Origin of the sequence: Bradyrhizobium ontarionense, assembly GCF_021088345.1 — a bacterium.
Taxonomy (GTDB): domain Bacteria; phylum Pseudomonadota; class Alphaproteobacteria; order Rhizobiales; family Xanthobacteraceae; genus Bradyrhizobium; species Bradyrhizobium ontarionense.
The window spans coordinates 6,370,926-6,388,013 of sequence record NZ_CP088156.1; the positions used below are offsets into that span (position 1 = coordinate 6,370,926).

Sequence of the window (17,088 nt, forward strand, 5' to 3'; positions counted from 1 at the left end):
AACATGCAGGCCTTTGTCGGTGTCGATGTCGGCACAACCAGCACGCGTGCCGGAGTTTTCGATGAGGCCGGCCGCCTGCTTGCCGCGGCGCGGCATCCGATCCGGACCTGGCACGAGGCCGGCGACGTCGTCGAGCAATCCTCCGACGACATCTGGCGCGCCTGTTGCGCCGCTGTCAAAGCCGCGCTGGCGGAAGCCGCCATCGCGCCGGACCTGATCAAGGGCATCGGCTTCGACGCAACCTGCTCGCTGGTGGTGCTCGACCGGGAAGGCGCGCCGCTGACCGTCAGCGGTTCCGGTGATGCCCAACGCAACGTCATCGTGTGGATGGATCACCGCGCGCTGGCCGAGGCGCGCGATATCAATGCGACCGAGGACGAGGTGCTGCGCTATGTCGGCGGCTCGATCTCGCCGGAAATGGAGATGCCGAAGCTCTTGTGGTTGAAGCGGCATCTGCGGACGAGCTTCGACGCCGCCGGGCACTTCTTCGACCTCGCCGATTTTCTCACCTTTCGTGCGACGGGCTCGCTGGCACGCTCGATGTGCACGGTCACCTGCAAGTGGAACTATCTCGCCCACGAGACGTGCTGGAGTGCGGCGTACTTCCGCCGAATCGGGCTCGACGATTTCGTCGCGGAGAATTATGCGCGGATCGGCACCGAGATCGTTGCACCGGGCACGGCGCTCGGCCACGGGCTGTCGCGGGACGCGGCGAAGGAGCTTGGGCTCGTGGCGGGCACGCCGGTCGGCGCCGCGCTGATCGACGCCCACGCCGGCGGCATCGGCGCGATCGGCGGCCGCGCGGCTGACGGTGGTGAGGTTGAGGTCTGCGACCGCCTCGCCTACATCATGGGGACATCGGCCTGTATCATGGCCACGACGCGGGCGCCGTCCTTCGTGCCGGGCGTGTGGGGCCCTTATTATCAGGGCATGGTGCCCGGGCTCTGGCTCAACGAGGGCGGCCAGTCCGCCGCGGGCGCTGCGATCGATCATCTGCTGCGCTCGCATCCGGCGTCTGCCGAGGCGACCGCTGCGGCCCGCGCCGAGGGGCTTGATGTCATCAGCTTCCTCGAGAAGCGGATCATGGCGCGCACCAACGGCGCCGGTGTTGCTGCGCTGCTCGCGCGCGACCTCCATATCCTCCCCGAGTTCCTGGGCAACCGCTCGCCCTATGCCGATCCGGCCTCGCGCGCCGTCATCGCGGGCCTCGATCTCGACGCTGATATCGGCGCGATGGAGCGGCTGCTCGTGGCCGGGCTGTGCGGGCTCGCGTACGGCCTGGCCGACGTGATCGACGCCTTCGCCGCCAACGGCGTGACCAGCCGGACCCTGGTCATGGCTGGCGGCGCCTCGCGCAGTCCGCTGGTGCGCCAGATCATGGCCGATACGACCGGGCTGACGGTGGCGCTGCCGGGCACCCAGGAACCGGTGCTGCTGGGTGCGGCCATGCTTGGCGCGGTCGCCGGCGGCGCCTTCCGCTCGATCGGCGACACGATGGCCTCGATGTCCACGCTCGGCCGCCTCAGCGACCCGACCGATCCAGGCGTCGCCGCCTTCCATCGCCGCAAGCGGCGCATCCATGGCCTGCTGCGGACGCTTGATCGCGAGAGCCGTTCCGTGATGCATGGGGCCGCTGGGGAGGCATGACCATGATCCTGAGTTGCGGCGATGCGCTGATCGATTTCGTCCCGGCCAGACTGGCCGACGGGCGCGATGTCTTGCGGCCGGTGGTCGGCGGCTCCTGCCTGAACGTTGCGGTCGGAGTGGCGCGCCTGGGCGCGCCGACCGGATTCGTCGGCGGGATCTCGACCGACCTGTTCGGCGCCATGATCGCAGCGCATGCGCAAGAGTCGGACGTCGACCTCGGCTACACCACCCGCAGCTCCGACCAGACCACGCTGGCCTTCGTCCGCCATGTCGGCGGCGAGGCGCAGTATGCCTTCTACGACGCGGAAACGGCGGCGCGGAAATGGACCTGGCAGCCGGACAGCATTCCCTTTGCAAACATTGATGCCATCCATGTCGGCTCGACCACGCTGATCCACGATCAGGGCGCCGGAGAGACCCGTGCCTTGATCGGCGCAGCCGGCGGCGCGGTGACGATCTCCTTCGATCCGAACTGCCGGCCGAACCTCGTGCAGGACAAGGCAGCCTATCGCGCTCGGATGGACGAATTTGCCGCGTCCGCGGACCTGATCAAGATGTCGGATGTCGATTTCGAGTATTTGCATGGGCACGACGATTATGCGGCGCGTGCCGACGCTCTGCTGGCGCGCGGCACGCACCTGTTCGTGGTCACCCGCGGCCCCAAGGGCGCGCTGGGCTGGCATGCCGGTGCGGGAATGGTCGAGGTCGCGGCTCCCGCCATCGACGTCGTCGACACGATCGGGGCCGGCGACAGCTTCCAGGCCGGGCTCCTGTTCGCGCTGAATAAGCTCGGCCGGTTGGGCAAGAGCGGGCTCGAGGCGCTCACCACGGTCCAACTGCGTCGCGTCCTCGCCTTCGCCGCCGCGTGCGCAGCCGTGACTTGCGCGCGCGAAGGCGCCGACCCGCCGCGCTGGGGCGAGATGGCCACGACCTGGGCCGACCTCGACTGAAGCCCATTGCACTCAGCATTGGGAACTGGTTGGCTGTTCCCCCGTCATATGTGAGGACCGGAAGCGGCGGATGACCGACGTTGCTCCCGTGACCGACATCATGACGCGACAACGAGTTGCAGGGAGGAGAACCATGGCACCCGCCGCACGGACCGAGCCGCTGTCCCGTCACGCGCTGGCCTTCGTGTTGGCCGGCGGACGCGGCAGCCGGCTGCTGGAGCTGACCGACCGTCGCGCCAAGCCCGCCGTCTATTTCGGCGGCAAGTCGCGCATCATCGATTTCGCGCTGTCGAACGCCGTCAATTCCGGCATCCGTCGCATTGCAGTGGCGACGCAGTACAAGGCGCACAGCCTGATCCGGCACCTGCAGATGGGCTGGAACTTCTTCCGCCCCGAGCGCAACGAAAGCTTCGACATCCTGCCCGCCAGTCAGCGCGTGTCGGAGACGATGTGGTACGTCGGAACGGCCGACGCCGTATATCAGAACATCGACATCCTCGAGACCTACAATACGAAATACATCGTCGTGCTGGCCGGCGACCACATCTACAAGATGGACTACGAGCTGATGCTGCAGCAGCATGTCGACCAGCGCGCCGACGTCACCGTCGGCTGCCTGGAGATGCCGCGCGAGGAATCCTCAGGCTTCGGCGTCATGCACATCAATGAGGACGACACGATCCGCGACTTCATCGAGAAGCCGGCCGATCCGCCGCCGATGCCGGGTAAGCCCGACAAGTCGCTCGCGAGCATGGGCATCTACGTGTTCGACGCCAAATTCCTGTTCGAGGAGCTGAAGCGCGACGCCGGCGATCCAAACTCCAATCATGATTTCGGCCGCGACATCATTCCCTACATCGTCAAGAACGGCCGCGCCGTCGCCCACCAGTTCTCGCGCTCCTGTGTCCGCGCCGGTCTGGACGAGCGCAGCTATTGGCGGGATGTTGGAACGGTCGATGCCTATTGGGCGGCCAATCTCGACCTGACAGACGTGCTGCCTGAGCTCGATCTCTATGATCGCTCGTGGCCGCTCTGGACCTATTCGGAGATCACGCCGCCGGCCAAGTTCGTTCACGACGAGGACGGCCGGCGCGGCGAGGCGACCTGCTCGCTGGTGTCGGGCGGCTGCATCGTCTCGGGCGCCTCGGTGCAGCGCTCGCTGCTGTTCACCGGGGCTCATCTGCATTCCTATGCCAAGTTGCAGAACGCCGTGCTGTTGCCCTACGTCAATGTCGCCCGTCACGCGCGGCTGACCAACGTGGTGGTCGATCGCGGCGTGCAGATTCCGGAAGGGCTCGTGGTCGGCGAGGATCCGGAATTCGACGCCAAGCGGTTCAGGACCACGGAGACCGGCGTGACCCTGATCACCCAGCCGATGATCGATGGGCTCAATTCATGACGCCACTGCGTGTTCTGTCGGTTGCGTCGGAGGTTTATCCGATCGTCAAGACGGGCGGCCTCGCCGACGTCGTCGGCGCGTTGCCGTGGGCGCTCATGGCGGAGGACGTCGAGGTCCGCACGCTGATTCCCGGCTATCCCGCGGTCATGGCGGCGTTGGAGCAGACGACCGAAATCAGCTCGCTGCCGAATTTCTTCGGCGGCAACGCCCGGCTGCTCGGCGGCAGCCACGGCGCGCTCGATCTGTTCGTGCTCGATGCGCCGCATCTCTACGACCGCGAGGGCAACCCGTATCTCGGGCCGGACGGCAAGGACTGGCCGGACAACGCGTTCCGTTTCGCGGCCCTGGCGCGCGCCGCCGCCTATATCGGGCTCGGCGCGGTGCCGGCCTTCGTGCCGGATGTCGTTCATGGCCATGACTGGCAGGCTGCGCTCGTGCCGGCCTATCTGCTGTACAGCCACCGGCCACATCCTGGCGCGGTCATGACCGTGCACAATCTGGCGTTCCAGGGGCGCTTTCCGCGCCACTACCTCGCGCCGCTCGGCCTGCCGCCGGAATCCTTCTCGATCTATGGCCTCGAATATTACGGCGACATCAGCTTCCTCAAGGCGGGGCTGCAGTTCGCCGACAAGATCACGACGGTGTCGCCGACCTATGCCCGGGAGATCCAGAGCGACGAGCATGGCATGGGTCTCGGCGGCCTCCTTCGCCAGCGCGCGCGTGACCTGGTCGGTATCCTCAATGGCATCGATACGACCGTCTGGGACCCGGCAGCCGATGCTGCGCTCGCATCCAACTACAGCATCGAGCGGCTCGAGGCGCGGGCGCCCAACAAAGCCGCGTTGCAGGCGCGCATGGGCCTGCAGGCCTCGCCGGACACGTTCCTGCTCGGCGTTGTCAGCCGGCTGACCTCGCAGAAGGGGCTCGACCTGTTGCTGGCATGCCTGCCGACGCTGACCGGCAGCGGCATTCAACTGGCCGTGCTGGGCGACGGGGATGCCGAGCTGCGCGATGGCTTCCGGGCGGCGGCGTTGGCGCATCCTGGTCAGATCGGCGTCGTCACGGGCTATGACGAAACGCTCGCCCACCAGATCCAGGCCGGCTGCGACGCGCTGGTGGTGCCGTCGCGCTTCGAGCCGTGCGGGCTGACGCAGCTCTGCGCGCTGCGCTACGGCGCGCTGCCGATCGTCGCCGCGGTCGGCGGCCTTGCCGACACCGTGATCGACGAGAGCGAGGCCGGCGTGGCGGCCACCGGCTTCAAGTTCAGCCCGGTCACGGCCGAGGCGCTCGACCACGCGCTGCGCCGGGCCGCTGCGGCGTTCTATGCCACGCGCAGCAACGCCTCGAACTGGCCGCGCATGCAGCTCAACGCGATGCTGACCGACGTGTCGTGGCGGCACCGGGCCGGCCGTTATGCCGAGCTGTATCGGCAGATCGTCGCGCAGCGCGGAGCATGAGGCTGCGCGCTGCGTCGGCGGAGACATGCAAGCCAGCAGGCCTCGCGCCTCATGCCTCGATCAGGACCTTCAGCGCGTGCGTCTTGGCGGCGGCGCCGAACGTCTCATAGGCATCGAGAATCTGATCGAGCCTGAAACGATGGGTGATCAGCCGCTTCGGTTCGAGCTTGCGCGACTGTACCGTCTTGAGCAGCATCGGCGTCGTCACGGTATCGACCAGCCGCGTCGTGATCGCAATGTTGCGGTCCCACAGCTTCTCGAGATGCAGGTCGACCTTGACCCCGTGCACGCCGACATTGGCGATCACGCCGCCGGGGGCGACGATGTCTTCGCAGGTCACGAACGTCGCGGGGACGCCGACCGCCTCGATCGCGGTGTCGACGCCGCGGCCGTTCGTCAGCGCCATGACCTTGTCGACCGCCTTGCCGTCGGTGTTGTTGATGACGCTGGTGGCGCCGAAGCGGGCGGCGACCTCGAGCCGGTTGTCGTCAAGGTCGATCATGATGATCTCGGCCGGCGAATAGAACTGCGCGGTCAACAGCGCCGCCAATCCGATCGGACCCGCGCCCACGATCGCCACCGTCGCGCCCGGCTCGACCTTGCCATTGAGCACGCCACATTCGAAACCGGTCGGGAGGATGTCGCTCAACATCACCAGCGCGTCCTCCTCGGTGCCCGCGGGCACGTGGTAGAGGCTGGTGTCGGCGTGAGGCGTGCGCACGTACTCCGCCTGGGTGCCATCGATCTTGTGGCCGAGGATCCAGCCGCCGTGGCGGCAATGCGAGTACATGCCGCGGCGGCAATAGTCGCAGGTCCCACAGGCTGAGATGCAGGAGATGATGACGTGATCGCCCGGCTTGAAGGCGCGCACCGCGCTGCCGACCGCGTCGACCACGCCGACACCCTCATGACCCAGAATGCGACCCGGCGTGCAGGTCGGAACGTCGCCCTTGAGAATGTGGAGGTCCGTGCCGCAGATCGTGGTCTTCAGAATTCGGACGATTGCATCGCCGGGCTCGATGACTACGGGCTTGGGTCGCTCATCCAGGGATTTCTGGCCGGGGCCATGATAGACCAGTGCTTTCATGATGTTCCTCCGCAGGGTTGCATCTCGAAGCTTGGCGCAGATGAGGTTGTGCTCCGTTGAGGCGTATCAACCGAGGCGACGATCCGCATCACTATCGTGTGTTGATTGTCACCAGCGCGCCAATGCCGGGATAGGAAGCTTGGTGGCCGCGACGATTTGCAGTCCAGCCCGGCGCAGATCACATGCGGATCGCGCTGGACGCTTCGACACGGCTCGCGGATAGTCCTGCGGTTCCCAGCAAGACCGAGACCTCATGACCGACATCCCGAATTCGCCCGCGTCTTTCGATCTCATCATCCGCGGCGGCACCGTCGTCGACGGCACACGCGCACCACGTTTCGAGGCCGATGTCGGCATCAAGGATGGCCGCATCGTTGCGATCGGCGAACTTGAAGGCAAGGCGGCGCACCGCGTGATCGACGCCACGGGGCGCATCGTCGCGCCGGGCTTCATCGACTCGCACACGCATGACGACAGCGCGGTCCTCGTCGATCCCCAGATGACCTGCAAGGTCTCGCAAGGCGTGACCACGGTGGTGACCGGCAATTGCGGCGTCAGCATCGCGCCGCTGAAGCCGGGCACCTCGCGGCCGATGCCGCTCGGCCTGCTGTCGGCCGGCGAGGGCCGGGCCGTCGAATATGCCGCTTTCGCCGACTACGTCGCCGCGTTGCATGCGGCGCCTGCTGCGGTCAACGTCGCGCCGATGGTCGGCCATACGTCGCTGCGCGCCTCGATCATGCGCGATCTCGGCGGAGCCGCGACCGAGGCGGAGATCGTCGAGATGCGCGCCTGCGTGCAGGAGGCGCTCGATGCCGGCGCCATCGGCGTTTCGACCGGAACCTTCTATCCGCCCGCGGAGGCGGCACCGACCGAGGAGATCATCGATATCTGCCGGCCCCTCACCGGCAGCGGCGCGGTCTATGCGACGCATATGCGCAACGAGGCCGACGAGGTGATACGGTCGCTGGAGGAGAGCTTCGCGATCGGCAAGGCGCTCGACGTCCAGGTCGTGATCTCGCATCACAAGGTGGTGGGGCCGGCGAATTTCGGGCGCACGAAGGAGACGCTGCCGCTGATTGCGAAGGCGATGAGCTGCCAGTGCGTCGCGCTCGACTGCTATCCCTACAATGCTTCCTCGACAATGCTGCACACCGATCCGGCCAAGCTGCAGGTCAAGGTCGTCGTGGCGGCGTCAGGTCCGCATCCGGAAGTCGCGGGCCGCGATCTCGCCGACATCGCAGCCAGCTGGGGCGTCGACCGGCTGGAAGCCGCGAAGCGGCTGCAGCCGGCCTCCGCGATCTACTTCGCGATGGACGAGGCCGACGTGCAGACCATCCTGGCGTTCGAGCCGACCATGATCGGCTCCGACGGCCTGCCGTTCGGCGAGCGTCCGCATCCGCGTCTGTGGGGCACATTCCCGCGCGTGCTCGGCTATTACTGCCGCGAGCTCGAGCTGTTCCCGTTGGAAACCGCGGTCTGGAAGATGAGCGGGCTGACCGCGCAGAATTTCGGCATCAAGGCGCGCGGCACCATCGCGGTCGGCAACCATGCCGACATCACGATCTTCGATGCGGCAAGCGTGCGCGACACCGCGACCTATGATGACCCGTGCGTGCCGGCCGCCGGCATCGAGGCCGTCATCGTCAACGGCGCGCTCACCTGGTGGCAGGGCGTGCACCAGAAGGCTCGCGCCGGCCAAGTGATCGCGCGCGCCGTAGGCACGGGCAAGAAGACACTCCAATAGGCCTCATGAGGCTGGGCGCGGCGCTGCCGTCGAGCCGCGTATGATCAGCCTCGGCGGCAGCATGAGATGCTCGCGCGAGCCGGCGGGATTGGCGATTCGGCCGAGCAGCAGGCGTGCCGCCGCCTCGCCCATGTCGCGCTGCGCGATCCGCACCGTCGTGAGCGGCGGCGAGACCATATCGACGAAGGGCATGTCGTTATGTCCGGCCACCGATACGTCATCCGGGCAGGCGAGGCCGCGCGTGGCCAGCGCATCATAGACGCCGAGTGCGAGCAGATCGTTGGCGGCAACGATCGCAGTCGGCCGCGACTTGCGCGTGAGCAGGCGTAGCGCTGCCTCGCGTCCGGCCGCGCGCGTATAGGCCGAGGCAGTTTCGACCAGGGCATTGCGCGTCGCGAGTCCGGCCTCCCTGAGGCTTGCCTCGAAGCCGGCCCGGCGCCGCGCGCCGGTCGATATCTCCTGTGGTCCGGCGACGTGGCCGATGCGCTTGTGACCCAGTGCAACCAGGTGATCGACGGCAAGCCGCATGCCCCCCTCATCGTCGCCGGCCACCGAAGGCAGCCGCGCGCCGCGGTCGAGCCGGTTCACCAGCACGACTGGCAGCGCGCTGTCCAGGCAATGGGTCACGATCGCGTCATCCAGCGTCACCGTCGCCAGGACGAGACCGTCGACGCCATGGGCGATCAGCCGGTCGACGAGATCCTGCTCCGAGCCCTCGCTACCGACATCGGCCACGATCGTCGCATAACCCTGCGCATGGAGATGATCGGCGATGCCGGACAGGACGGGCGGAAAGCCGGGGTCGGCGATATCGGGCGCAAGCACGCCGATCAGACCGCTGCGCCCGGTGCGCAGGCCCTTGGCCGCCATGTTGAGCCGATAGCCCAGCGCGTTGGCGGCCGCCTGAATCCGGTTCGCGACGTCAGCCGCGACGAGATGCTTCATCGCCGGGCTGAGCGCCCGCGATACGGTGGAAGGATGCACGCCGCAGCGCGCGGCGATGTCCTTGATCGTCGGCCGTGCCGGAGGCGCCATGCGCGCCTTGGCCGATCGCAGTCCCGTCCGCTTCATCCCGCCCCCGTCATGCCGCGGCGCAGCGACTTTTCGCCTGCGCCTTGCCTTGACACTCTTGTCGCAATGGCAATAAATCCCGATCTGCAATCGATTGCAATAATCGGCAAGGAAACGTCCACATGATAGCCAGCGCGCTGAAGCCGCATCTGGTCAGCCCGGAGCATCTCGATCCGCATTGGCGCTGGGGGCGGGCGATCCCGTCTCATGGCCACGTCTCCGTCGACTTCGAGCGCCGGGTCGATTTCGACCGGTTGCGGCGTTATCGGCTGGCGCGAGCCCGCGCGGCGCTGAAGGCCTCGGGCTACGGTGCGCTGCTGCTGTTCGATGTCAACAACATCCGCTACGTCTCCGGCACCAAGATCGGCGAATGGGAGCGTGACAAGCTGTGCCGGTTCGCGCTGCTGGCGGGCGATGGCGAGCCGATCGTGTGGGATTTCGGTTCGGCGGCCGTGCACCATCGTCTCTTCTGCGACTGGCTGGCGCCGGAGAATTGCCGCGCCGGCATGCTCGGGATGCGCGGCACCGTGCCGCCGGCCGTCGGACTGATGAAGGCGCATGCCGAGGAGGTGATGAGTCTGCTGCGCGCCGCCGGCGTCGCCGACATGCCGGTCGGGGTGGACCTTGCGGAAACCGCGATGTTCTTCGAGTTGCAGAAGGCCGGCATGAAGGTGGTCGACGGCCAGCAGGTCATGCTGGACGCGCGCGAGATCAAGAACATCGACGAGATCATGCTGCTCAACCAGGCCGCGGCCATGGTCGACGGCGTCTACCACTCGATCTACGAGAACCTGAAGCCGGGCGTGCGCGAGAACGACATCGTCGCGCTCGCCAACAAGATGCTCTACGAGATGGGCTCCGACGACGTCGAGGCGATCAACGCCATCTCCGGCGAGCGCTGCAATCCGCATCCGCACAATTTCACCGACCGTATCTTGCGTCCCGGTGATCAGGCCTTCTTCGACATCCTGCAGTCCTATCAGGGCTACCGCACCTGCTACTACCGCACCTTCAATATCGGCCGCGCCACACCGGTGCAGCACGACGCCTACAAGCAGTGCCGCGAATGGCTCGACAATGCCATCGCGCTGATCAAGCCGGGCGTCTCCACCGACACCGTCGCCAAGGTCTGGCCGAAGGCCGAAGAGTTCGGCTTTCCGTCCGAGATGGCGGCATTCGGTCTGCAGTTCGGCCACGGTCTTGGCCTCGCGCTGCACGAGCGTCCGATCATCTCACGGCTGGTCTCGCTGGAGAACCCGATGGAGATCAAGACCGGCATGGTGTTCGCGCTGGAAACCTACTGCCCCGCCACCGACGGCTTCTCCGCCGCGCGGATCGAGGAGGAGGTCGTGGTCACCGACAAGGGCTGCCAGGTGATCACGCTGTTTCCGGCTGAGGAACTGCCGATCGCCAACCGTTATTGAGCGTAAGGACAGTGAGGTAGTCGGGGTTTTTTGTCATTGCGAGCGAAGTGTTCAGCCCGGGGACATGGCTGACAGGTGTTCGGAGACATGGTTGACACGTCAAAATCGGCTCGATTCGTCAAGCAAAGGGGCGAGCGATGCCGTGGCGAGAGGTGTCTGTCATGGACCAACGACGAGAGTTTGTGATGCTTGCCAAGCAGGAGGGAGTGAACCGGCGGAAGCTGTGCCGGCAGTTCGGCATCAGCGCTCAGACCGGCTACAAGTGGATCCAGCGGCATGATGCCGGCGATACAACGCTGGCGGATCGGTCGCGGCGGCCTCATCGCAGTCCGGAGCGCACCGCAGCTGCGACTGAGCAGCAGATTGTCGCATTGCGCGATGCTCACCCAGCCTGGGGAGCGCGCAAGCTCGCGCGTCGTCTCGATCGCGACGGGCAAGCCGTTCCCGCGATATCGACGGTGCACAATATCCTGTGCCGTTACGATCGGGTGACGGAGCCTGCGGGCACGCCTGGGCAGCCCTACAAACGGTTCGAGAAGGATGCGCCCAATCAGCTTTGGCAAATGGACTTCAAGGGGCACAGCGCGCTGGAGAACGGCGTGTCCTGTCATCCGCTGACGGCGTTGGACGACCACTCGCGCTTTTCCTTGTGCCTGGCAGCTTGTGACAACGAACGAGGCTCGACGGTACGAGGACATCTGGAGACGACGTTCCACCGCTACGGACTGCCGGATGCGATGTTCGTCGACAACGGCGGCCCCTGGGGCTTCACCCTTGAAGATCCCTGGACCACGCTGACAGTATGGCTTCTGAAGCTCGGTATCCGAACGATCCACAGCCGCCCCTACCATCCCCAGAGCCGGGGCAAGAACGAACGCTTCCATCGCACCCTGAAGGCCGAGGTCTTTGCCTTCAGGCGCTACCGCGACCTTGACGATGTCCAGCGGGCACTCGACGAATGGCGAGCCGTCTACAATCTCGACCGGCCGCACGAGGCGTTGGACTTCGATGTGCCGGCAAGCCGCTATCGACCCAGCCAGCGCACGATGCCGGATCGCCTTCCAACGGTGGAGTACGACGAGGGCGAGGTCGTCCGTTCCGTTTCTACGACGAAGGCCTACGTCAGCTTCAAGGGACGTCTCTGGAAAGTGCCGCAAGCCTTTCGTGGCGAGCGGCTCGCCATTCGCCCGCTCAGTAGCGACGGGAAGTTCGGAATATTCTTTGCCGCAAATCAGATCGCAGCCATCGATTTGCGCGACCCGAAAAGTGTCAACTATGTCTCCGAACAGGTGTAAGCTATGTGCCCGGTCTGAACAGAAGCGAAGCAATCCAGGGCGGCGAACCTGACTCTGGATTGCTTCGTCGCTTCGCTCCTCGCAATGACGGGGTCGTGACAAGTAGGGTGAGGAGACTACAATGACGGCGACGCATTCGCTCGGCTGGATCGGCATGGGGCGCATGGGCTATCCGATGGCCGAGCGCCTGCTCAAGGCCGGTCTCGAGGTCGCGATCTGGAATCGCACCCGCGCCAAGGCCGAGCCGCTTGCGGCGAAAGGCGGCGTGATCGTCGACCGTCCGAGCGATCTCGCCTCCCGCGAGATCGTGTTCACGATGGTGTCGACCGCCAAGGATCTCGAGCAGGTCTATTTCGGCGACAACGGGCTGGTCGCCGCGAGCCGTGGTCCGCGTCCCAGGATTCTGGTCGACTGCTCCTCGATCGGCGTCGAACAGTCGGAGGCGATCGCTGCAAAGCTGAAGCAGCTCGATTGCGAGTTCGTGCGCGCGCCGGTGTCGGGCAACGGCAAATGCGTCAAGGCAGGCAAGCTGTCGTCGGTCGTGTCCGGCTCCAAGGCGGCGTTCGACGCCATCGAGCCGTACCTCGCCAAGATCGCCGTTTCCGGGGTGTCCTATGTCGGCGAGGGCGAGCTCGCGCGCATCTGCAAGATCGCGCACAACGTGTTCCTCGGCGTCGTGATCCAGAACCTCGCCGAGATCACGATCCTGGCGCAGAAGGCCGGCGTGCCGCGTCACGCCTTCCTGAACTTCATGAATGCGAGCGTGATGGGCTCGACCTTCACCAGGTACAAGAGCAACGCGCTGGTCAATCTCGACTGGACCACGACCTTCACGCCGCCGCTGCTGCGCAAGGATCTCGATCTCGGCCTGTCGGCGGCGCGCCAGCTCGATGTCGCGATGCCGGTGACGGCGGCGACCCGCGAGGCGCTGCAGGCCCATGTCGGCGCGGCCTCGCTGCAGACCGATCCCGCCGCCTATCTGGAGAAGGATTTTGCGGCGCTGCTGGAGACGGTCGCGCTTGCCGCCGGTCTCAAGCTGCATCCTGAGAACGTGCCGATGCCGACCGGGCTGGAGACGGAGGGGTAGGCCGTCTCAAGTGTCGGTGAGCGCCCGCCAGCGCGTATCGCGCGCGGAGGGGCGGCGGTGCAGGCGGGCATCGAGCATGTCACGGGCTTGAGCCAATGCGCCGCTGCGGATCAGCGCCAGGATGTAGGTGTCCTCGATCACCGCGCGCTGCGCGTGGCTGCCGCCGATGCGGGCGAGATCACCGATGACAGGTGCAAGCTCGCGCGCGCAGCCGCGCCAATTGCCCTCAGCGAACGCGCGCAGGGCTCGCAGCATGTGCGGCACGATGCGGCCGGCTGCAAGATTGCCTTCGGCCAGCCGCCGCTCCATGGCCGCGAGCCGCCCCTTGAGGCCGGCGTTGTCATGCATCGCCGCTGCGATCATCACCAGGTGCATCTCCGCGAAGGCCAGCGTCGATCCGGCAAAACGGTTGTGCGCATAGGTCGACACCTCGGCCCAGGCGTCGGGTGGAATGGGCTGCTCTTCGGCCATCAGCCGCCACAGCAGCGAGGCGCAGTCGGACAGCGTGTTGAGCGGCGGCGCCGTGTCCATCGCCGGCCGGAGCACATCGGTGTAGACCGCCAGCGCCTTCGCCGCATCGCCCCGGTCCAGTGCGCCGAGCGCCTGGTGCCAGCAGATATGGCCGTGCAGCATGCCGGCGCGATCGTAGCCGCCGATCCAGTCCGTGACGAGCGCATCGGCCTCGTCCACCGAGCCGTCCTCGAACATGGCGTGCAGCAGCGCATGGACGGCGTAGGCGTTGTTCCGGCGCAGCGCGAAGGCGCGCGTGGTGATGTCGCGGCCTTTCGCGAGTTCGCCCGCCTCGGTCAGCGCCCAGCCATGGTTCGACATGAACCACCAGTCCTCGCCATAGGCGGCGGCAAAGCCGTCGCAGAGATCGCGCCGCGCCGTGTCGTGATCGGCGCGGCCGGAGAACGCGAGCAGGCCGAACGCGCCCAGCAGCAACGCCATCACCATCGCGTCGCGCGGCCAGTTCGCAAGATGCGCCAGCGTCGCGGTCAACGCTTCCGCGCCGCGGCCCTCGATGGCGAGCGATAGCGTCGCGACATGGCTCTGTTCGCGGGCGGTGCCGCGTGTCGCGACGAGCTTGCGCGCGCGTCCGATCGTCTGCAGCGCAGGCTCGCGTTGCTGATAGATCGCGTGAATGCGCGCGCGCCCGGCATGCGCCAGCGCGAAATCCGGATCGAGCATGATCGCCCGCTCGAACGCGGCGGTGGCGCCGGGCCAGAAGGCGAGCAGCAGATCGATGCCCTCGCGATAGGCCGCGGCGGCCTCGGCGGAGGCGGTCGACAATTGCAGTCCGTAGCGATCCTCCTCCATGTCACCCCACGCGCGGCCTGCGATCAGGCATCAGATAGGAGTGATGGCATAGCCAGCGTTCTCGATGCGCGTCTAGATGAAATGGCGTACGTCTGAACACAGCAGTATCGATATCCATCGTCATAGAAGGTATCCTGATCTACAGCAGCTACTCAGTCTCATCGAGAATTGGCGTAACCTCCTCCACATCTTCCCGACTGAACTTCTTCAGAAAAAATGAATCGTCGATTTCATAGATTTCCACGGGGCGACGACGAATTCCTACCTGATGCTTAATGCAGAGGTCTAGCAGTCGTTTTCCATCGATCAGCGTTATCGGTGCTGCGCCCGGAAACAAGGCGCCTTCCTGTGCGCCCTTTGCAAAGCTACCAAGGCTGATGATGGTTCCTCGGATGGCTTTATGATAAGGTAGCGCTCCTCGGAGTTCATCAATCTTTGGTCGAACTATTGTGCCTTCCGTTCTCTTTACCTGTACGACTTCAGTAATCTCGGTGATGCCAAATTGTACGCGTGCAACAACGTCAACTCCCTTGTCACCACTAAACTTCGTGACGCGGACATCCTCGTAGTCCATGGCATCAAGAAGCTCTTTGACGAAATGTTCGAATTGAACTGGCTCGAGTTGCATTAGACGAGCTCGAAATGCAGACAGTTGCTCTTCGTTGTGCGCATGGGCGGCTTCGGCGACCGTGGTGCGTTTAGGCGAAGGGGCTGCAATTGGAGTGCTGTCAATAGGCGTAGAAAAGCCTTTCAACCATCGAAGACCAAGATCAGTGATCGCATAGAAGTTGCCTTCTCGGGAAATTAGACCGCGCTCCACAGCCGCTATCAACCGGCGTCTGAGAGTGTCAGCGAAGGTGTTTGGAGTAGAAAATTGGGATACGGCTTTGAGATAATCTGACCATGCCGGCAAAATATCTCCGCGCTTGCAGGGTGAACGCTCGGCAACAAGCGATAGCAGTTTTGGGATGCCTTCTGCTGCGTCCAGTTCCTGGAAAAGTCCTTCGTCTTGTGCTAGGAAATTTCTTCCTCGCTCGCCCAATTTGTAGATTCCATCAACTTGATCCAACAAGTTCATGCGATTTATAAACAGATAGCAGCCATTCAGGTAGCGGGGATTTAATTCCTTATTGCTGCCTTCCCATATCTTCCGTGCGAGAACTTCGAGGTCACCAGCGAGGCGCTCGGCAATCCAAGAGTCTGGGGTCGACCAGTCTACGGGGTTCTGCGGGCTACCCATTTGGGCCGCGATTGCGCTGAGCATATCGCGCACCCGTTGGACGGGCTCGCCTTCGAGCAGCCGAATCGCATGAGCGATTTCGGAAAAGGGCGAATATAGGGGGGCCTGAACAATGGGTTCGGGCAACGTCGGCTCGGTCATCGACATCACCAATCACGGCATCGATTGAGTTGAGGATTCGGAGCATGCCACGTCGCCTCATAAATATCTATTCGGCATATCTTACTCCTTCCGCTTGAAGCTGTTGTTTTGCATCCGGTAAGAGCTCTCGCTTGCCCGCGGCCTGCGGCCTTCGATCGGATAGGCCGGATCGTTGTAGCCAGGCGTCGAGGCGTGCCCGGTGACGACCAGACGATCGATCAGCGCCTCGTCGTCGGCGGCAAAGGGATAGTCCAGCGCGCGGATGTAGTCGTCCCACTGCGCCTCGGTGCGCGGCCCCGCGATGACCGAGCTGATGAAGGCCGAGTTCAGCACCCAGGCCACGGCGAACTGTCCCGGCGCAAACCCCTTGGCCTCGGCGTGGCGCTTGATCGCCTGCGCCAGCTGCAACGACTCCGGCCGCCATTCGGTCTGCATCATCCTGGTATCGTTGCGGCCGGCGCGCGTCTCCTTGTCGGGCGGTGCATCGGGGCTGTACTTCGCCGTCAGCACGCCACGTGCCAGCGGGCTGTAGGGCACGACGCCCAGCCCGTAATAGCCGCAGGCGGGCAGATGCTCGACCTCGGGCATCCGGTTCATCGCGTTGTAATAGGGCTGGCTGACGACCGGGCGGTCGATGCCCATCGCGTCGCAGATGTTGCAGATTTCGGCGACGCGCCAGGCGCGGTAGTTGGAGACGCCGAAATAGCGGATCTTGCCGGCGCGCAGGAGATCGCCGATCGCGCGCACGGTCTCCTCCAGCGGCGTCGCGTGATCCTCCTTGTGCAGGTAGTAGATGTCGATGTGGCCGGTGCCGAGCCGTTTCAGGCTCTCGTCCGCCGCCTGCAGCACCCAGCGCCGCGACAGGCCGGCGCGGTTGGGATCATCGCCCATCGGATTGGCGAGCTTGGTCGCGACGATCCAGCGGTCGCGTTCGCCGGCGATAGCGCGGCCGACCACCTCTTCCGATGCGCCCTTGTTGTAGGCATCGGCGGTGTCGATGAAGTTGATGCCGGCGTCGCGCGCCTTCGCGATGATGCGCCCCGAGGCCGCCTCGTCGGTGGGGCCGCCGAACATCATCGTCCCCAGGCAGATCGGGGAGACCTTCAGGCCGGAGCGGCCGAGCTGGCGATAGTTCATGAATGCCTCATTCCTGACCATATCCGCGCACGGACATGCAGGGGCACGATAGCCGTCTCAGCGCGTCATTGCGAGCGCAGCGACATGTC

13 protein-coding genes are annotated in these 17,088 nt (G+C 65.3%); 8 read left to right on the top strand and 5 right to left on the bottom strand.

Annotated elements, in window-relative coordinates; translation table 11 throughout:
* The first annotated feature begins 3 nt into the window (after positions 1-3).
* From LQG66_RS28050 to glgA, 4 genes are all read left to right on the top strand, one after another.
* Positions 4-1,647: an FGGY-family carbohydrate kinase gene (locus LQG66_RS28050; RefSeq protein WP_231318987.1), complete on the top strand. Its 1,644-nt coding sequence runs from the start codon at positions 4-6 to the stop codon at positions 1,645-1,647.
* Positions 1,648-1,649: 2 nt separating this feature from the next.
* The gene (locus LQG66_RS28055; protein WP_231318989.1) at positions 1,650-2,597 is read left to right on the top strand and encodes a carbohydrate kinase family protein; all 948 of its coding nucleotides are present in this window, start codon (positions 1,650-1,652) and stop codon (positions 2,595-2,597) included.
* A gap of 133 nt (positions 2,598-2,730) precedes the next feature.
* Positions 2,731-3,996: a glucose-1-phosphate adenylyltransferase gene (gene glgC / locus LQG66_RS28060; RefSeq protein ID WP_231318991.1), complete on the top strand. Its 1,266-nt coding sequence runs from the start codon at positions 2,731-2,733 to the stop codon at positions 3,994-3,996.
* A complete protein-coding gene (gene glgA / locus LQG66_RS28065) occupies positions 3,993-5,453 on the top strand; it encodes a glycogen synthase GlgA (RefSeq protein ID WP_231319002.1) in 1,461 nt (486 codons plus the stop codon). The genes glgC and glgA overlap by 4 nt, the downstream gene beginning before the upstream one ends.
* Before the next feature lie 49 nt (positions 5,454-5,502).
* On the opposite strand, the gene LQG66_RS28070 is transcribed toward glgA, so the two are convergent.
* A complete protein-coding gene (locus LQG66_RS28070) occupies positions 5,503-6,540 on the bottom strand; it encodes a zinc-dependent alcohol dehydrogenase family protein (RefSeq protein ID WP_231319004.1) in 1,038 nt (345 codons plus the stop codon).
* Between the two features lie 253 nt (positions 6,541-6,793).
* On the opposite strand from LQG66_RS28070, the gene LQG66_RS28075 reads away from it, so the two are divergent.
* Complete coding sequence (locus LQG66_RS28075) at positions 6,794-8,284, top strand: N-acyl-D-amino-acid deacylase family protein (RefSeq protein ID WP_231319006.1); 1,491 nt, start codon at positions 6,794-6,796, stop codon at positions 8,282-8,284.
* Positions 8,285-8,287: 3 nt separating this feature from the next.
* Here LQG66_RS28075 and LQG66_RS28080 read toward each other — a convergent pair whose 3' ends face one another.
* A complete protein-coding gene (locus tag LQG66_RS28080; RefSeq protein WP_256460642.1) occupies positions 8,288-9,319 on the bottom strand; it encodes a LacI family DNA-binding transcriptional regulator in 1,032 nt (343 codons plus the stop codon).
* Between the two features lie 158 nt (positions 9,320-9,477).
* Between LQG66_RS28080 and LQG66_RS28085 the strand changes: the two genes are divergently transcribed.
* The 3 genes from LQG66_RS28085 to LQG66_RS28095 all read left to right on the top strand — a co-directional run bounded on the left by LQG66_RS28085 (position 9,478) and on the right by LQG66_RS28095 (position 13,161).
* Entirely contained in the window at positions 9,478-10,779 is a 1,302-nt protein-coding gene (locus tag LQG66_RS28085) for a M24 family metallopeptidase (RefSeq protein ID WP_231319020.1), read from the top strand.
* A gap of 137 nt (positions 10,780-10,916) precedes the next feature.
* The gene (locus LQG66_RS28090; RefSeq protein WP_256460584.1) at positions 10,917-12,074 is read left to right on the top strand and encodes an IS481 family transposase; all 1,158 of its coding nucleotides are present in this window, start codon (positions 10,917-10,919) and stop codon (positions 12,072-12,074) included.
* A gap of 121 nt (positions 12,075-12,195) precedes the next feature.
* On the top strand, positions 12,196-13,161 hold the full coding sequence (locus LQG66_RS28095) for an NAD(P)-dependent oxidoreductase (RefSeq protein WP_231319030.1): 966 nt from the start codon (positions 12,196-12,198) through the stop codon (positions 13,159-13,161).
* 6 nt (positions 13,162-13,167) lie between these two features.
* Here the strand turns inward: LQG66_RS28095 and LQG66_RS28100 are convergent, their stop codons facing one another.
* The 3 genes from LQG66_RS28100 to LQG66_RS28110 form a co-directional block, all read right to left on the bottom strand.
* Entirely contained in the window at positions 13,168-14,481 is a 1,314-nt protein-coding gene (locus LQG66_RS28100; protein ID WP_231319033.1) for a tetratricopeptide repeat protein, read from the bottom strand.
* Between the two features lie 148 nt (positions 14,482-14,629).
* Complete coding sequence (locus LQG66_RS28105) at positions 14,630-15,862, bottom strand: restriction endonuclease (protein ID WP_231319040.1); 1,233 nt, start codon at positions 15,860-15,862, stop codon at positions 14,630-14,632.
* 81 nt (positions 15,863-15,943) lie between these two features.
* Positions 15,944-16,999 carry an aldo/keto reductase gene (locus LQG66_RS28110; protein WP_231319043.1) on the bottom strand — a complete coding sequence of 352 codons (1,056 nt, stop codon included), beginning with the start codon at positions 16,997-16,999 and terminating at the stop codon, positions 15,944-15,946.
* Positions 17,000-17,088 lie beyond the last annotated feature (89 nt).

Bases quoted from the DNA above. Each gene is read 5' to 3' on its own strand.
- LQG66_RS28050 (WP_231318987.1), top strand. From the start codon at position 4: ATGCAGGCCTTTGTCGGTGTCGATGTCGGCACAACCAGCACGCGTGCC.
- LQG66_RS28055 (WP_231318989.1), top strand. From the start codon at position 1,650: ATGATCCTGAGTTGCGGCGATGCGCTGATCGATTTCGTCCCGGCCAGA.
- glgC (WP_231318991.1), top strand. From the start codon at position 2,731: ATGGCACCCGCCGCACGGACCGAGCCGCTGTCCCGTCACGCGCTGGCC.
- glgA (WP_231319002.1), top strand. From the start codon at position 3,993: ATGACGCCACTGCGTGTTCTGTCGGTTGCGTCGGAGGTTTATCCGATC.
- LQG66_RS28070 (WP_231319004.1), bottom strand. From the start codon at position 6,540: ATGAAAGCACTGGTCTATCATGGCCCCGGCCAGAAATCCCTGGATGAG.
- LQG66_RS28075 (WP_231319006.1), top strand. From the start codon at position 6,794: ATGACCGACATCCCGAATTCGCCCGCGTCTTTCGATCTCATCATCCGC.
- LQG66_RS28080 (WP_256460642.1), bottom strand. From the start codon at position 9,319: ATGGCGCCTCCGGCACGGCCGACGATCAAGGACATCGCCGCGCGCTGC.
- LQG66_RS28085 (WP_231319020.1), top strand. From the start codon at position 9,478: ATGATAGCCAGCGCGCTGAAGCCGCATCTGGTCAGCCCGGAGCATCTC.
- LQG66_RS28090 (WP_256460584.1), top strand. From the start codon at position 10,917: ATGCCGTGGCGAGAGGTGTCTGTCATGGACCAACGACGAGAGTTTGTG.
- LQG66_RS28095 (WP_231319030.1), top strand. From the start codon at position 12,196: ATGACGGCGACGCATTCGCTCGGCTGGATCGGCATGGGGCGCATGGGC.
- LQG66_RS28100 (WP_231319033.1), bottom strand. From the start codon at position 14,481: ATGGAGGAGGATCGCTACGGACTGCAATTGTCGACCGCCTCCGCCGAG.
- LQG66_RS28105 (WP_231319040.1), bottom strand. From the start codon at position 15,862: ATGACCGAGCCGACGTTGCCCGAACCCATTGTTCAGGCCCCCCTATAT.
- LQG66_RS28110 (WP_231319043.1), bottom strand. From the start codon at position 16,999: ATGAACTATCGCCAGCTCGGCCGCTCCGGCCTGAAGGTCTCCCCGATC.